This is a genomic window from Agarivorans albus (assembly GCF_019670105.1).
Taxonomy (GTDB): domain Bacteria; phylum Pseudomonadota; class Gammaproteobacteria; order Enterobacterales; family Celerinatantimonadaceae; genus Agarivorans; species Agarivorans albus.
Map to the genome: position 1 here is coordinate 310373 of NZ_AP023032.1, position 16391 is coordinate 326763.

Genomic DNA, 16391 nt, shown 5'->3' on the forward strand with positions numbered 1-16391 from the left:
TGCCTCAATTTATTAGCCATTTAGGCAAGGCAGAGAGTGTGCAGTTAAGTGGGCTTAATAATCACTCGCTAACGCTGGATAAATGGCTAAGAAATCTGCCCGAAGGGTTCGGATAAGCGAACTTTACTCTTTGTTAAGCACTTCTTGCTTAGCTCGCTAGGCTTCTAAGTGCTCGCCGCGATTAAAGTCCGCTTATCTCGAACAAAATTTCAACACCAAAGATCAACAGACCCTAGTTCAAGCTTTGGTTTTTACGAGGAAAATAAGTGGATTCATATGTAACCATCCGAGCTGCCAAAGTGGAGGATGCAGCGGCCATTAGCCAATTACTTTGCGATTTGTCTCGTCGTTACTTGCTGGACGATTTTACCGAGCAAGGAGCAAAACGCTTGCTAAGAGCGATGAGCGAAAGGGCTATTCGTTCTTATATCCGCGAGGGTTTTTGCTATCACCTCGCCGAGCAAAAACAGGCAGGTAAGGTGGAGTTATTAGGTGTGGTTGCCACTCGGGATAACAGTCACCTTTATCACCTTTTTGTTGCCGAGCTTGCTCAAGGAAAAGGCATAGCAAGTCGCCTTTGGAAACACGCTAAAGCCCTATGTATAGCAAACGGCAATAAGGGCGAATTTACGGTTAATGCGTCGTTATCTGCTAAAGCGATGTATCAGGCTTGGGGCTTTGTTGCCGAGCAAGAACAGCGTGATACCAAGGGCATTATCGATGTGCCAATGCGGCTAACACTTAATGAGCAAACTAAGGAGAAAACATGCAACTAGCGCAGTTAAATATTGCTACCGCCAAAGATGATTTAGATTCACCCCTGCTCAAAGATTTTGTCGATAATTTAGATCCCATTAATGCCATTGCTGATGCGAGCGAGGGTTTTATTTGGCGGCTTAAAGATGACACCGGCAACGCTACCGATGTGCAAGCTTTTGATAACCCAAGGATGATTGTCAATTTATCGGTATGGCAGTCCTTAGCTAGTTTGCAGCACTTTATGTTTAAAACCCATCACATCGACATTATGAAACGCCGGGCAGAGTGGTTTGATAAATCGCCGTTGGCAACTTACGTATTGTGGTGGGTGGAAGATGGCCATGTTCCCAGCACCGCTGAGGCACTTGAGCGTTTAGAATTATTAAGGCAGCACGGAGATACGGCTCAGGCCTTTAGTTTCAAAAAAACATTTAGCGCAGAAGACGCCTTACAGCGCTAACCTAAAGTTTGTTTTTAATAGCCTTTGGCACCCTTTGTTACTCAGGCTTTGCTGCTCCCCTTTGGATAGAAAGCGTCTAAGCTAAGTAAATGCAGGGCGAGTATGCCCCGCCATTTTTGCGCAAGGAGAGGGTATGACTAAGCCGATTATCGCCGATAACAAACCCAAAAAGGTGAGTTTAACTAAGGGGGACCAATACTACTTTTGCAGCTGTGGTCGTTCTAAATCGCAACCCTTTTGTGATGGTAGCCATGCAGGTACCGGCCTTAGCCCCAAGACTTTTACCGCAGAAGAAAGAGGTGATGCTTATTTGTGTGCGTGTAAAACCACTGCGAATAGCCCATTTTGTGATGGCAGTCATAAGCAGTTTAGTGCCGAACAAATAGGCCAAGAAGCCCCACAGCCTCAAACTAACAGTGCTGCACCGCAAGCCACGCCTACAACTGAAGAACCCACCGTTGCCTTTATTCATCAATTGGCGCGTGAAGGTTTATCAAAACTGGGCCACCATGGAGCAATGACCTCGATGGGGGTACCTAGGCATCTTCTGCCACATTGGGACGACATCCAAGTGATGGTGGCACAAATGGCCAAAAAGCCTTTGATGGAAGATCAACCTGTGGCCACAGAACTGATTATTGGCCCAGAGGCGAAACAGCCACTGCAGCTAAAGATTCCTCTGTTTGTCTCTGATATGAGTTTTGGAGCCTTATCGGAAGAAGCTAAAACTGCGTTGGCTAAAGGCGCCGAGCTGGCCGGAACAGGAATTTGTTCTGGTGAAGGCGGCATGTTGGCAGAGGAGCAGCAGCAAAATTCCCGTTACTTTTATGAGTTAGCCAGCGCCAAATTTGGTTATCAAGAATCACTACTTACTCAAGTTCAAGCTTTTCACTTTAAAGGAGGCCAAGGTGCAAAAACCGGTACCGGAGGTCATTTACCTGGCAATAAAAACCATGGCAAAATTTCTCTCGTTCGCGGCATCGCTGAAGGACAACCGGCAATCTCCCCGCCTACCTTTGCCGATTTACACAGTAGCAAAGACTTTAAACACTTTGCCGATCGGGTGCGTGAAATAAGCGGCGGCATTCCCATTGGTTTTAAGTTAAGTGCCAACCATATCGAGCGAGATATTCAATTTGCTTTAGATAGCAGCGCTGACTACATCATTTTAGATGGGCGTGGCGGCGGTACCGGCGCGGCACCAGAAATATTTAGGGACCATATTAGTGTGCCTACCATTCCGGCCTTAGCGAGAGCGCGACGTTATCTTGATCAACAAGGTGCCAGTGGCAGGGTGAGTTTAATCATCACCGGCGGCTTGCGCTTACCTATGGATTTTGTCAAAGCCATGGCTTTAGGCGCCGATGGTGTAGCGGTATCTAATAGCGCTATGCAAGCCATAGGCTGTGTGGCAGCGCGGATCTGTAATACCAATAATTGCCCAGCTGGGATTGCTACGCAAAATGCAGATTTACGCCAGCGTTTAAATGTGGACAAATCGGCTCAGCAACTAGCTAATTTCTTTGACGCATCGGTAGCGCTAATGCAGGTTATGGCGCGAGCATGTGGGCATCATCATCTTAATCAATTCACTAAAGACGATTTGGCAACTTGGCATAGAGAAATGGCCCATCTAAGCGGTATTGCTTACGCAGGCTTTAGCGCAGTGTAGTGTTGTTTTATTGGCTATTTAAGCAGCTATTTGTTGCTTAAGTAGCCTTGAAATTAAGGGCTTTTTCTAGGCTTGCTGGAAAAGCCAGCAATTACCAGTTTTTTTATAAAATGTCTTTACAGGGCGGAGCGAAAACCCTAATATACGCCTCCGCCAGCATTGAGCACCCGTAGCTCAGCTGGATAGAGCGTCGCCCTCCGGAGGCGAAGGTCACAGGTTCGACTCCTGTCGGGTGCGCCATTGCTTCGGAAACGCTCGAAATACTCAGTGGTGGGTATAGCTCAGTTGGTAGAGCCCCGGATTGTGATTCCGGTTGTCGTGGGTTCAAATCCCATTACTCACCCCATTATTTAGATGCAACGAGTTTCGTTGTTATCGCAATAGTTTGGTTATTGCTAAGAGCTTGCTCTAAAATAACTAAGACGATAAACGCAGCTTGGTAGCGCATCGTCGCGAAGCTCATAAAGAGTGGGACCAGAGGATTTAGTCTTCTGAAATATCAAGAAAATCGGTGATTAGCGCAGCTTGGTAGCGCATCGTCGCGAAGCTCATATAGAGTGGGACCAGAGGGTTTAGTCTTCTGAAGTATCAAGAAAATCGGTGATTAGCGCAGCTTGGTAGCGCATCTGGTTTGGGACCAGAGGGTCGGGAGTTCGAATCTCTCATCACCGACCACCTTCTAAAAAGCCTGCTCATCGAGCAGGCTTTTTGCTTTCTGCAGCTTGGAATTAAGCTATGAATGGGGGAGTTCGCCTTTTAACCTTGGCGCATCACCGACCACATTTAGAAAGCCCCGTCAGTAATGACGGGGCTTTTTTTATGACTGAATAATGAGTAAGAGCTAGGAGTTCGACTCTTAACCTTGGCTCATCACCGGCCACCTTTTAAGCCTGCTCATCGAGCAGGCTTTTTGCTTTCTATAGCTTGGAATTGAGCAATGAATGGGGAGTTCGCCTTTTAACTTTGGCTATCATCGGCCGCCTTCCATGAAGTCTTGCCCTGTTTACTTGAGCTCTTACGCAAGATTTGCTTGAAAGGCTATTGTCACTTGCTGATATTTTGTACACTAAGCAGTAAATGAGTACAGCTTGAGCAACAATGAAACATCTATTTCTCGTTGTGTTTACCAGTCTATCGCTCTGTTCGATATCTATTGCCGCTGAGCTAAGCCCTCAGCTGGTACGCCATATTGCGCCGCAAGGCGAAAAAGATTTACGAAATCGCTACTTTATCGATTTACTCGACTTGGTTTTGTCTAAAACTGAGCAGGAGCTTGGGCCGTTTCGTCTTGAGAGTAATAAGGCCAAAATGAGCCAAAATCGCTCCTTGCTACAGCTGCAAAATAACGACGGTATTGATGTGGTGTGGACAATGAGCACCGCAGAGCGAGAAGAGGCCTTATTACCTATACGGATCCCACTGCTAAAAGGGCTGCTTGGACAGCGCTTATTGATGATTCGCCAACAAGATATTGGTCGTTTTGCCAAGGTGGAATCTCTTCAAGACTTACAAGCTTTTAGTGCTGGTCAAGGCAGCGGCTGGCCAGACAACAAAATACTACGTGCTAACAATATTGGCGTAATTGAAGGCATGAATTACGAAGGTTTGTTTGGCATGTTACAACGTCAGCGCTTTGATTATTTCCCACGTGGAATTAACGAAATCTTTGATGAATTAGAGCAGCATAAAAGTGAAAACTTTGTGGCTGAGCCGCACTTAGTAATTAGTTATCGTGCACCTATCTATTATTTTGTAAGCAAGCAAAACCGCGAGTTAGCAGCGCGTATCGAACAAGGTTTATGGATCGCCTTTAGCGATGGTAGCTTTGATGCACTGTTTTCTCGCTATCAATACGACAATCTCGTTAACGAGCTGAGATCTCGCACGGTGATTAAATTAAATAACCCCTATTTACACGCTAGCACCCCTAGCGAGCAAAGCCCGCTTTGGCTTAAGTTTAACTAACCCACTTGTTGTCCCTTTTATTGTTCAATCGCGCTGAGCATCAGCTGGATGTTGGAAGTTTTACATGCTTTGATGTTTTATTGATCTAATCATTTGTTATTAAGTAAATCCATTACATACAATTAACTTGATAAGTTAATTGTGAATAATGCCAATGCTGCGTCGCTGTTTAATGCTGTTAGTGATTTTTACCCTCGTTACTGGGGCCAATGCGGCAAACCTAGTGGTGAGACACGTTCAGCCAGAAAGCGACAAAGATCAGCGACATCAATACTTCATTGAGTTGTTAGAGCTAGCCTTAAGCAAAACAGAAGCGAGCCACGGTTCTTACACCACTCAAACTTGCGCTGTTAGGATGATGCAAGACCGAGCCTTACAGCAAGTTCAGCGTAAGCGTTGTATCGATATTGTTTGGACAATGACCAGCCTTGAGCGTGAGTCAAAACTGCTGGCTGTACGCATTCCTTTATTGAAGGGCTTATTAGGCCAGCGGGTATTGATGATCCGCCGAGAAGACCTACGTCGATTTAAGGACATTCAACAGCTTAGTGAATTGGGCCAGATGCGCGCAGGGCAAGGTATGGGCTGGCCTGATATCGAGATACTAGAATACAATCGTTTGCCAGTAATTGAGGGCAAAACCTATGAAGGTTTGTTTGGCATGTTGGAGCGTGGTCGTTTTGATTATTTCCCTCGAGGTATTAGTGAAATAGACGCTGAATTAAAACAGCATCAACGGGAAGGTTTTGTTGCAGAGCCAAGAATATTACTCAGTTATCCCGCACCCATTTATTACTTCGTAAACCCAGAAAACACCGCCTTAGCAGAGCGTTTAGAGCAAGGCTTAAGGCTGGCCATTGATGATGGCAGTTTCGACGCACTATTTAGAAAGTTTAATTACCATAAATTGGCAGATTTAATGGAAAATCGCTTGGTGTTTAAACTACGCAACCCGTCTTTACATCCAAAGACGCCGATTGATGAAGATAAACTTTGGGTACTCCCCAACCTTGTTAAAAATTTGCGGTAAGCGCATGTATTTGGCTGTTTAGTTAATTCAAACAGCAATATTGGTTGTGAAAACATTGTCATTTCGCCTAGTATGAAAGGTGATGAACTTCACTTTTTTGTTGTTAAGGCTATTACGTTTTTTGCGTCTTATGTTGAACTGTGGACTGCATCAAAAATCTTCCGTTAAGCTAGGCTAGTATCGCTTTATTTAGCGGGTTGCAGAGGTTTTCCACCTTTTTGTTACTCTCATTGTATTGAATTAGTTTTAGGAGTTTTTCATGCCTTTCGCACAGCAAGATAAAAAAGTGCAAACGTTTACCCTTAGGAATGCTAAGGGGAGTAAGGCCACCGTACTAGCATGGGGAGCCACTCTAGCCAGTTTGAAAATAAAACTTAGTAGCGGTGAGTTACGTGAAGTGGTTCTGGGTTGTGACAGCTTTGAGGATTACCTAAAACAAGACGCTTACTTAGGTGCTACGGTGGGGCGCTATGCTAACCGCATCAAGCAAGCGCGCTTTGAGTACCAAGGGCAGGTTTATGCCTTAAGTGCCAATCAAGATGAGCATCAATTACATGGCGCCAACGATTTTAGCCACCGCGATTGGCAAGGTGAGCAGCTGGCAGACAACAAAGTTCGCTTTACTATTAGCTCAGCCGATGGAGAGTGTGGATTTCCTGGTAATATGCAAGCGCAGCTTGATTACACCTTAGATGAAGATAATCAGTTAGTACTGGATTACTCAGCTACTGTAGATAAAGCCTGTCCGGTAAATCTTACCGACCATAGTTATTTTAATTTGAATGCCGCTAGCTCAACGGTATTACAGCACCACTTATACATTGCAGCAGATCATTACTTACCGGTAGCAGCAGATGGTATTCCGGTTGATGGCTTAAAACCTGTAGAAGGTACTGGCTTTGATTTTAGGCAAGCTAAGCTGATTGCTAAAGACCTTAAGAAAGATCCCGATCAGCAGCTAGTGGGCGGATACGACCATAGTTACTTGCTGCAAGAGCAGGTAGTGAGTGAAGGCAAGCCAGTCGCTCGTATTATTGCCGATGACGCGTCGTTAGCAATGGAAGTGTATACCAATAAACCTGCGATCCAGCTTTATACTGGTAACTTCTTAACTGGTAATCCGGGGCACAATGGCGAAGTGTATCAGGCTCATAGTGGCGTTGCTTTAGAAACCCAATTCCTGCCAGACTCTCCCAACCGCCCAGATTGGCCACACCAAAGCTGTTGGTTAAAGCCAGGTGAACGTTATCAATATCAAACCTGTTATCGCCTGTATCAACCCACGGCATAAACTTTCCTAAATATTGAAGTTTTTCTAGGCAGCGTACCGATTTTCACATACATCGTGTATGCTGCTTGCACCATACTCCAAATCTAGGGATGTTTATTTATGAAGAAATGGTTGGCACTGTGCGTTGGTGTGCTTGTATTAAGCTTTCAAGCCGTCGCAGACGATTATCAAGCTACGATTCAGCAGTTTAAAAAATCTGATCGAACTACCCCATTTTTTAACAATGCTTATGGCTATGCGGTGTTTCCTACCATTGGTAAGGGTGGCATTGGCATTGGTGGCGCTTACGGCGAAGGTAAAGTTTACCGAGGCGGAGCATCTACAGGCAGCGTGAATATGGGCCAAGTTACACTTGGTTTCCAGCTGGGTGGGCAAGCGTTTAGCCAAATCATTTTCCTTCAAGATAAACGCGCTTACGACGAGTTTACTAGCGGTAGCTTCGAGTTTGGTGCTCAAGCTAGCGCAGTGGCTCTAACCGTTGGCGCTTCCGCTCAAGCGGGTACTTCTGGTACTGGAGCAGCCGCGGGCGAAACTCAATCTAAAGCGCATTATGTAAGTGGTTATGCAGTATTTACCTTAGCTAAAGGTGGTTTAATGTATGAAGCCAGTATTGGCGGACAGAAGTTTAACTTTACTGCCGAATAAACATATAGCTATAGTTATCCAAAAACGGACCTACTAGGTCCGTTTTTTGTAAGCTGTTAAGCACCTTCTAGCCGATTACTTGTTGTTTAGTCAGCCTAAAAGGAACAGCGTTTAATTAGCTTAGCTGGTTGACGCTGAATCAGTATTTCGCCATTTCGTACCGATAACAATACTTCGCCTTGGCGTTGAATCACCGATAAATCGTCTTCTCCTTCCAGCAAAATAAAGTTTGCAGGTTTGCCTACTTCAATACCGTATTCAGCTTCTACCTGTAGGGTTTTGGCGCCATTGTTGGTAATAAGATCTAAGGCTTTAGATAGCTCTTTGTAACCCATCATGTGGCAGATGTGTAAACCCGCGTCTAATACTCGTAGCAGTTTACCGTTGCCTAAGGTATACCAAGGGTCTTGAATAGAATCTTGGGCGAAGCAGACATTCATGCCGGCTTCGCATAGCTCTTTCACTCGAGTTACGCCGCGTCGTTTAGGGTAGGTATCAAAGCGGCCTTGCAGGTGAATGCTCTCGGTTGGGCAAGAGACAAAGTTTATTTTAGACTTTTTAAGCAGCCTGAATAATTTAGAACAATAGGCGTTGTTGTAAGAATGCATCGCGGTGGTGTGGCTGGCGGTAACGCGCTCACCCATATCAAGCTCTAAGGCTGCGGTGGCTAGCACCTCCAAAAAGCGCGATGCTTCGTCGTCTATTTCGTCGCAGTGTACATCTACCAATCGGTCATGTTGTTTTGCGAGCTCCACCACCCAGCGCATCGACTCTACCCCATATTCGCGGGTAAATTCGAAATGGGGAATTCCGCCTATTACGTCTGCTCCCTCTTTAATGGCTTGCTCCATTAAGGTTTTGCCATTGGGAAAAGACCAGATCCCTTCTTGGGGAAAGGCAACAATTTGTAAATTAATTGCTGAAGACAGCTTAGATTTGAGCTTGGCAATGGTTTTAAGCGCGGTAAGTTGTGGATCGGTCACATCCACATGGGTGCGAATGTACTGCACCCCATTTTCTACCAACAGTTGCACGGTTTTTAACACGCGTTGTTCGATGTCTTCGGGGGTGAGCAGCGGTTTTCGCTCGCTCCAGCGCTCAATTCCTTCAAATAAAGTTCCGCTCATGTTCCAAGAGGGCTGACCGGCAGTGAGCACTGCGTCTAAATGAATATGCGGCTCAACAAAAGGAGCAGATAATAAATTACCAGCCGCATCTATCGCTTCTTCATATTCTGGCAAGTTAGCTGATAAAGCCGCGGTTTGCGGAGTGATGTGAGTAATTAGCCCTTGGGCAACAGATAGACTAAACAGCTCTGTCTGCCCTCTTAAACGTGCGTTAATAATTTTCATGATAATCCTTGAACAGAATGTTGTTGCCGTTGGATTGTTATTGGCTCCATCAGCAGGGCATTTTGTAATTCTAGACGTTGCTGCGCTTGTTCTAGGTCACAACCAGTGAGTGTTTGTACTTTGGCGAGACGATTGCTGAGCGTATTTCGGTGAATATTTAGCTCTTTGGCGGTCTGTCTTAGGCTGGCTAAATTGTCAAAGTAGCAGCGCAGCGTATGCTTAAGTGTAATTAAGCTAGGTTCTTGGCAATGGAATAAGGGCCCGAGTTTGTCGCAGCAAAAGTTCAGTAAAACTTGCGGATCCTCAATAGCTGCAAATACTCGACTCACCCCTAAATCTAAGTAGTGCACAATGGCGGAATGATGGCTTTGTAATTGGCTAAACTCTGCAGCTTGTCTAGCCTGCAAAGCGGCATTGGCCAACTGGTTTAGCCCTTGTGGGCTAACACTCACACCCAAATTGTATTTAAGCTTTTGTTGCATTAAATACTGATTGAGCTGCTGCCAAAGGCTACGCTGTTGCTCTAAAGAGTCTTGAGCTTGAATGGGCAACAATAAATACCAGCCGTGATGATCTTCAATTAGCGGGTAGGGGCTTCGCATGCGATTTAGCCATTGGCGAAGTTGAAATACCCAAACATTTAAGTCACTTGCATCGCTAACTTGTGGTTGTAGCTGGGCAATACTAATGGCTGCATCAAAGTTTAAGCCTAATTCTTTGGCGCGGTGTCGAGACAACATCGACAGTTGGTTGGGGCTATTAATCACATGGCTAATAAAGTGCTGTAGCGAGTGGCTAGATAGGTTGTCTTGAATTAAGGCCTTACAAATTAGCTCGGTAACTTTAACCATAGGCAAGCTGTAAGGCTGCTCTAGTACTGCAAATTGATGTTGGTTGGCGTAGCTAATCACGCTCTCGGGAATGGTGTCGATAAATTCTGAGTGGGTCAGAATCACCATGCCTGCCGCCGACTTTTCTAAGGCTTCATCAATAAGTTGATAATACTCTTGTTCACTTCGTTGTAAATTTATACCGGTAACAAAGACGAGTTCACCACCGGTTAACCAAGGTGCTAGCTCTTTGTTCTCGGCTAAGTATGGCCAGCGAATCGCTTGTTGAGAAGCTTCCCCGGTAAGCAAGTTAATGCTCTCTAAACCGGGGATTAGGGGAATATCTTTAGCGCGAATAGCCAAGCACTACCTCCTTAACTGGCCGTTTGTTTGGCTAAGGGCTGAGCCGAGCTAATGTGCAGCAATACACCATAGAAACTGGCCGATACAACAATCCCGACTAACGGCGCTATCCAAGGGGAATAGTAGGCTGCAGCCGAACCAACCGCGTACGCAGCTAAACCGCATTTATCGAAACTAGGCAGTTTAATTTGCTCTAATGCTGGTGGGTTCCCACGATGTTTAAACCAAAAATCAGCCATGATGATGGCGCCAATCGGGGGAATAAAGGTACCCAAAAGGATTAAAAATGGGATAAGCAGGTTGTACATGCCAAATACTGCTAGCAGGGTGCCGATGGCCGCACCTACTAGAGTAATTAAGCGGCGCTTGTCGGTTCTCATTAAGTTACAGCCGGCAGCGGCAAAGTTATAAATAGTGTTATCTTGAGTTGTCCAAATATTGGCAAATAACATCAGAATAGCAACCAGAATAAAGCCTTGGCTTACCAGTACGTCTACGATGTCGGCTTGTTGGTAAACCATTGCGCCGAACGCGCCGACAAATACCATTAAGCCATTGCCAATAAAGAAAGCTAACAAAGTAGTGATAACCGCTATGCGGCCAGACTTAGCAAAACGGCTCCAATTGGTTGCTTGGGTTCCGCCGCTCACAAAGGTCCCAAATACCAAAGTAATTGCCGCAGAAAATGCCATGGTATCGCTTGGCGCAATGCTGCTAAGTTGAGAGAAGCCGCCAATATCAATGCTGCCTTGGTAAATCGACAGGCCGATAAATGCCAACATGGCGGGGACAGATATTTTGGAAAGAATTTCTAAGGCTTTGTAGCCAATAAACGCGGTAATACAAAAGCCAAAACCAAACAGCACCATTAAAGGTGTTGCGTAGCTTTCGGGTAAGTTGAGCAGCTTAAGCAAAATAATCGCTATGGTGGCGGTACCCCAGGCGTACCACCCTATCTGGGTAAAACCTAAGATAATGTCAGACAGCTTGCTACCATGCTCTCCAAAACAGTATCGCCCTAGCAATACCGAGTTTAAGCCGGTTTTATACGCCACATAAGCCAGTCCAGCGGCATAGCTACCTAATAGCAAATTGCCTATTAGTATGATCCACAGCAGCTCGGTGAAACTAAATGAGGTGCCCAGTGTGCCACCTGCCCACATGGTGGAAGTGAAGAAAGTAAACCCTAAAAGTAAAAAAGCGGTAGACCAAAAACCTTTACGGGCGTCTTGTGGAACCGCCGAGAGTGGAAAATCGTTAGTTTGGCTCATTGTGTTAACTCCATCTATTGGTGACAACAATCGCTATATTGGTGGTCACGCTAGTTATTCCATCGTGTTAAGCGTTCCAAAAGCTGTGCCAAATATGCTCTTCTTTTGGCTTGAGTTTTGTTGTGCAAATGGGTGATTTTTGTTCTGCACGAAATGTACCGCTTGCACATAAAATTGCTGCGAGTAGGGCTGGAGAAATTTGTTTCGAAAAAGGCTGCAATTAAACGCACTACTATGGCGCGTATCTGATGGTTTTTGGGGCGTAACTATGCCTAGGGTCTGTTGATCTTTGCTGATGGTTTTTGCAGCAATTTGTTAGCCATTTAAGCAAGGCAGTGAGTGTGCAGTTAAGTGGGCTTAATAATCACTCGCTAACGCTGAATAAATGGCTAAGAAATGCTGCCCGAAGGGTTCGGATAAGCGAACTTTACTCTTTGTTAAGCACTTTTTGCTTAGCCCACTAGGCTTCTAAGTGCTCGCCGCGATTAAAGCCCGCTTATCTCGAACAAAATTTCAACACCAAAGATCAACAGACCCTAGTTTAGTGCTGTTTCTGTTAGCACTTACTCAATGGAAAGTTAGCCCCTTTTTAAGCACTAATTCTGATTACTGGTGCTTTTCTTTTTTAAGTCAGTGCTTGCAAACTACCTCTAAAAATCCTTAAAGGTCTGAAATAACAATTGTTTATGGTTTTATTATCTAAGTTATTTTTAATTTTTAGAATAATATAGTGACAAAGGCTGGCAAATTAGAAACTGCTTGGTTGATATTTGAGCGCTTAAACCTGAGCTAGGCATATCTCACAGTTTTGGTTGATTTAGGTGTATAGGCTGAAAAATGAAAGTTTCAAAGCATTAAACACTATAAAAATAAAACTAATGAGGTTATCTCGGAATGGAATTATCCAAAGTTGCAAAGTTAACTTTGCCAGTGTTGGCGGCGGTTTCGTTGGCTGCCTGTAATAGCAGCAGTAACAATGACAATGGTGATCAAAACGGTCTTGTAGACCTAAAAGACGGTCAAATTGCCGTTTATTACCGTTTAGACGATGCTAAAGCAAGCAATCAGTCTTTTGAGGAATACTACCAAGGTTGGACTATTCACGGCTGGAACGATGCCAGTTGTAATGGTTGGGGCGATGGCAGCGACGGTGACGCTACAGGTGGTTGGGATGCTGGCATGGCATACACCGGCATTAACGAAACTTACGGCGCTTACTGGGTGATTGACGCTTATCATGCCGGTGAGTGTATCAATATGATCCCGCGTAATTTAGAGCAGGGTGGCCAAACTGGTGATCTACGCTTCTACTACACTGACTACAAACATGGCTTGATAAAGGCGGGCGATGACAACGTGTATGTAGATACCGATTACACCGAGGTAAACCAACCTCCAGTTGGCATTGTTGGCGCAAGTGCACACTGGGTGCGTGATAACCTCATTCTATGGGATGCAAATGGTAGCCAGTTTAAACTGTACCATTCTGCTAATGCCGGCATTTCGGTAAATGTCGAAGATAAAACGATTGAGGGTGGCGAAGCCCTAGAATTAAACATTACCGAGATGCCAGCAGATGTGAAAGCTCAATTCCCTCATTTGTCGCATTTACAAGCTTACGAATTAAATGCAGAACAAGCTGCCGAGGTGATAAAAGGTCAGCTAGTGGCTGCGGCGTATAATCAAGATGAAGAAGTGGTTGCCGCTACCTTGTTGCAAATTCCTGGGGCGCTAGATGATCTGTATTGGGAAAATGCTAAAGATGAGCCGCTGGGTGCGGTGATTCAAGACGGCTTAACAACTTTCCGTCTTTGGGCGCCAACGGCTAAAGATGTAAATCTGGCCTTGTACGATGAAGACTTAAGCGCACACGCCGATCAAGGCTTTGTGGCTATGGAGTTTGATCCTGCAACGGGTATTTGGTCTAGCGAAGCGATGCCTAATATGGTGGATGTTTTTTACCGTTACCAAGTTGAGGTATACCACCCAAATAGTCAGCGTATTGAAACGCTAATGGTGACCGACCCTTACTCACTCAGTTTATCGGCTAATAGCACCCATTCGCAGGTTGTCGATTTACAAAATGACAGTGAATTGTTCCCAAGTGGTTGGGACAGCATTGTTCCGCCAACCATTGACTCTCCTACCGATTACGTATTGTACGAAACACAGGTACGAGATTTTAGTTTTGCCGATGAAGATGGTAACCCAGAATATACCGGTAAGTACTTAGCCTTTACCGATGAAGAACGCGCCAGTTATAAGCATTTAATGCAGTTACGTGACCGCGGCTTAAACAATGTGCACCTGTTACCAGTGTTTGATATTGCTACGGTTGATGAAGTAAATCGCGTAGACATTGATGGCACCATTGGTGAGCTGTGTGAGCTAAATGCCAATGCAGGTGTGTGTGAAGACGGTACCGATAAGTCGGCGGTGATTGAAGATGTGCTGCAAGCTTATGTTGATGAAAATCCTGCCACTGAAAAAGTGCAGGCTTTAGTGAACGATTTACGCCAGTACGATAGCTTTAACTGGGGTTACGACCCGTTCCACTTTAATGTGCCAGAAGGCAGTTATGCTACTGATGCACATGGCAAACAGCGTATTCTAGAATTCCGCCAAATGGTGAAGCATTTACATCAGCAAGATATGCGAGTGATTATGGATGTGGTGTATAACCATACCCATGGTTCTGGCCCTAGCAACGATAAGTCGGTATTGGATAAAATTGTACCGGGATACTACCAACGCCTAACCATTGATACCGGTGTAGTGGAAAACTCAACCTGTTGTGACAACACCGCTACCGAACACAAAATGATGGGTAAACTGATGGTTGACTCGTTAATTGTGTGGGCGCGTGACTACCAAATTGATGGTTTCCGTTTTGACTTAATGGGTCACCAACCAAAAGACTTAATGATCGAAGCGCTCGAGGAAGTGCAAAAAGTATCGCCAGATAATTACTTTTACGGCGAAGGCTGGACCTTTGGTGAAGTTCAAGATGACGCTCGTTTTGTTCAAGCAAACCAGCTAAACATGGCTGGCACTGGGATAGGTACCTTCTCTGACCGTTTACGTGATGGTATTCGTGGTGGTAGCCCATTTGATGATGGTGATCAGCTACGTAAGCAGCAAGGTTTTGCCAATGCAGTTTTGGCCAATGAACTCAATGCCGATACGCCTGACAGCACTTACAACGAAACTTGGATGTACAACGCCGACCTTATTCGTGTAGGTATGGCGGGTAACTTGGCCGATTTCCAATTTGTTGACCGTAATGGCGATCGCATTAAAGGCAGTGAATTGCTTTATGGTGGTGATGAGCAACCAGCAGGCTACACCGAAAGTGCCCAAGAGAATATTTCTTACGTATCTAAGCACGATAACCAAACTCTGTGGGACATTAATCAGTACAAATTGGCTGAAGAGTTAACGCCAGAGCAACGTGCACGTATGCAAACCGTTGCTTTATCTACAGTGATGACAGGTCAAGGTATACCGTTTATCCACATGGGCTCAGAGTTGCTACGCTCTAAGTCAATGGAGCGTGATAGCTACGACTCGGGTGATTGGTACAACCGTGTTGATTTCACCGCCCAAGATAACAACTGGAACAAGGGTTTGCCGATGAAACACATCGATGGTGCAAACTATGATGTGATTAAGAAAATCATTGCTAACCCTGAAACTCAAGCCGAGCCGCAACATATTGAAGATGCCAAATTACGCTTCTTTGATTTGATGGAAATGCGCACCAGCTCAACGCTATTCCGCATGAATGCTAAGCAAGACATTATGGCGCGTATCGACTTCCACAATACCGGGGTAGACCAAATACCGGGTGTGATTGTGCAATCAATCGACAATGGTATTCATTCAGGGGCTGACCTAGACATTAACTATGATGCGATTGTGGTGATGGTAAACGCAACAGCAGAAACCCAGCAAGTTAGCATTAACAATGCACAGGGTTTTGAGTTGCACCCCGTACAGCAACGTTCAACTGACTTAGTGGTTAAAGACGCTGAGTTTGCTGACGGCACTTTTGAAGTACCTGCTATGACCACTGCAGTGTTCGTTCAGCCTCGTTTGGCTGCACGTGGTGATGGCTTACCAGTGAAGGGATAAATCTGGTAAATACTGCAGCCGATACTGCAGCAACAACAACGGCTATCTTCGGGTAGCCGTTTTTCTTTGCTAGTCTTTGGTGTAGGGGAAGGCACAAGCAGAAATGGAGGCCTTGCACTTAGCTGTTTAGCCAATCAATGTGTGATGTATGCTTTGGCAAAACTAGCCACCCGTTCAGCTCGAACAGGTGCAAGTTACCAGCTCTTATCTAGACAGTAATTCGATTAATTCGTTTTCGGTGGTGGGAATGCTTTGCAATTCAATACCCGAAGACGCTCCACCTTTAAGCATATAAGCAGAAGTGCCGCAATGGTCGTAGTGGTACCATTGGCCGTCTATACAAACGTCGGTATAACAACGCGGATCTTGTATTAATTCCATTTTTATTACCTCTATTTATTGTTGTTACACTTTCAACATAACCAGCGAATAGCCTACAAAAAATGATCTACATCAATTGAGGTTTAGAGCTACCTCCATAGTATTAGAGAATTTTGCCTAATTAGTGAGCTGGATCTAGCTATGCACTATAAGCTCGCATCGCTAAATAAGGGTGAATGGCGTCTCTACATTGACTCAATTGTTAGTAATGGTGCTGAAAATAAGTAAGATAGCGTAG

12 protein-coding genes and 3 tRNA genes are annotated in these 16391 nt (G+C 45.1%); 11 read left to right on the plus strand and 4 right to left on the minus strand.

Features of this window, described 5'->3' with window-relative positions:
- Positions 1 to 266 precede the first annotated feature (266 nt).
- The 10 genes from K5620_RS01410 (at position 267) to K5620_RS01455 (ending at position 7822) form a co-directional block, all read left to right on the plus strand.
- Positions 267 to 776, plus strand: coding sequence for a GNAT family N-acetyltransferase (locus tag K5620_RS01410; protein ID WP_016399818.1), 510 nt, complete (start codon positions 267 to 269; stop codon positions 774 to 776).
- Complete coding sequence (locus tag K5620_RS01415; RefSeq protein WP_016399817.1) at positions 767 to 1219, plus strand: DUF3291 domain-containing protein; 453 nt, start codon at positions 767 to 769, stop codon at positions 1217 to 1219. The genes K5620_RS01410 and K5620_RS01415 overlap by 10 nt, the downstream gene beginning before the upstream one ends.
- Positions 1220 to 1352: 133 nt before the next feature.
- Entirely contained in the window at positions 1353 to 2891 is a 1539-nt protein-coding gene (locus K5620_RS01420) for a glutamate synthase-related protein (protein WP_016399816.1), read from the plus strand.
- A gap of 163 nt (positions 2892 to 3054) precedes the next feature.
- Positions 3055 to 3131 (plus strand) — tRNA-Arg (locus K5620_RS01425).
- A gap of 30 nt (positions 3132 to 3161) precedes the next feature.
- Positions 3162 to 3237: transfer RNA gene (locus K5620_RS01430), tRNA-His, on the plus strand.
- 252 nt (positions 3238 to 3489) lie between these two features.
- Positions 3490 to 3566, plus strand: a tRNA-Pro gene (locus K5620_RS01435).
- A 423-nt stretch (positions 3567 to 3989) separates the two neighbouring features.
- Positions 3990 to 4856, plus strand: a complete 867-nt coding sequence (locus K5620_RS01440; RefSeq protein ID WP_016399814.1) for a type 2 periplasmic-binding domain-containing protein — start codon at positions 3990 to 3992, stop codon at positions 4854 to 4856.
- Between the two features lie 148 nt (positions 4857 to 5004).
- Positions 5005 to 5886, plus strand: a complete 882-nt coding sequence (locus tag K5620_RS01445; protein ID WP_016399813.1) for a substrate-binding periplasmic protein — start codon at positions 5005 to 5007, stop codon at positions 5884 to 5886.
- A gap of 259 nt (positions 5887 to 6145) precedes the next feature.
- Positions 6146 to 7177, plus strand: coding sequence for a galactose-1-epimerase (gene galM / locus K5620_RS01450; RefSeq protein WP_016399812.1), 1032 nt, complete (start codon positions 6146 to 6148; stop codon positions 7175 to 7177).
- A 99-nt stretch (positions 7178 to 7276) separates the two neighbouring features.
- On the plus strand, positions 7277 to 7822 hold the full coding sequence (locus K5620_RS01455; protein ID WP_016399811.1) for a lipid-binding SYLF domain-containing protein: 546 nt from the start codon (positions 7277 to 7279) through the stop codon (positions 7820 to 7822).
- A gap of 95 nt (positions 7823 to 7917) precedes the next feature.
- Here the strand turns inward: K5620_RS01455 and codA are convergent, their stop codons facing one another.
- From codA to codB, 3 genes are read right to left on the minus strand one after another with little or no spacing between them, the layout of a single operon-like run.
- Positions 7918 to 9174 carry a cytosine deaminase gene (codA, locus tag K5620_RS01460; protein WP_016399810.1) on the minus strand — a complete coding sequence of 419 codons (1257 nt, stop codon included), beginning with the start codon at positions 9172 to 9174 and terminating at the stop codon, positions 7918 to 7920.
- The gene (locus K5620_RS01465) at positions 9171 to 10367 is read right to left on the minus strand and encodes a PucR family transcriptional regulator (protein WP_016399809.1); all 1197 of its coding nucleotides are present in this window, start codon (positions 10365 to 10367) and stop codon (positions 9171 to 9173) included. Before K5620_RS01465 ends, codA begins: the two co-directional genes overlap by 4 nt.
- An 11-nt stretch (positions 10368 to 10378) precedes the next feature.
- Positions 10379 to 11638, minus strand: coding sequence for a cytosine permease (gene codB / locus K5620_RS01470; protein WP_016399808.1), 1260 nt, complete (start codon positions 11636 to 11638; stop codon positions 10379 to 10381).
- An 894-nt stretch (positions 11639 to 12532) separates the two neighbouring features.
- On the opposite strand from codB, the gene pulA reads away from it, so the two are divergent.
- The gene (gene pulA / locus K5620_RS01475; RefSeq protein WP_016399805.1) at positions 12533 to 15772 is read left to right on the plus strand and encodes a pullulanase-type alpha-1,6-glucosidase; all 3240 of its coding nucleotides are present in this window, start codon (positions 12533 to 12535) and stop codon (positions 15770 to 15772) included.
- Positions 15773 to 15976: 204 nt separating this feature from the next.
- On the opposite strand, the gene K5620_RS01480 is transcribed toward pulA, so the two are convergent.
- Positions 15977 to 16153 carry a hypothetical protein gene (locus tag K5620_RS01480; protein ID WP_016399804.1) on the minus strand — a complete coding sequence of 59 codons (177 nt, stop codon included), beginning with the start codon at positions 16151 to 16153 and terminating at the stop codon, positions 15977 to 15979.
- Between the last annotated feature and the right edge of the window lie 238 nt (positions 16154 to 16391).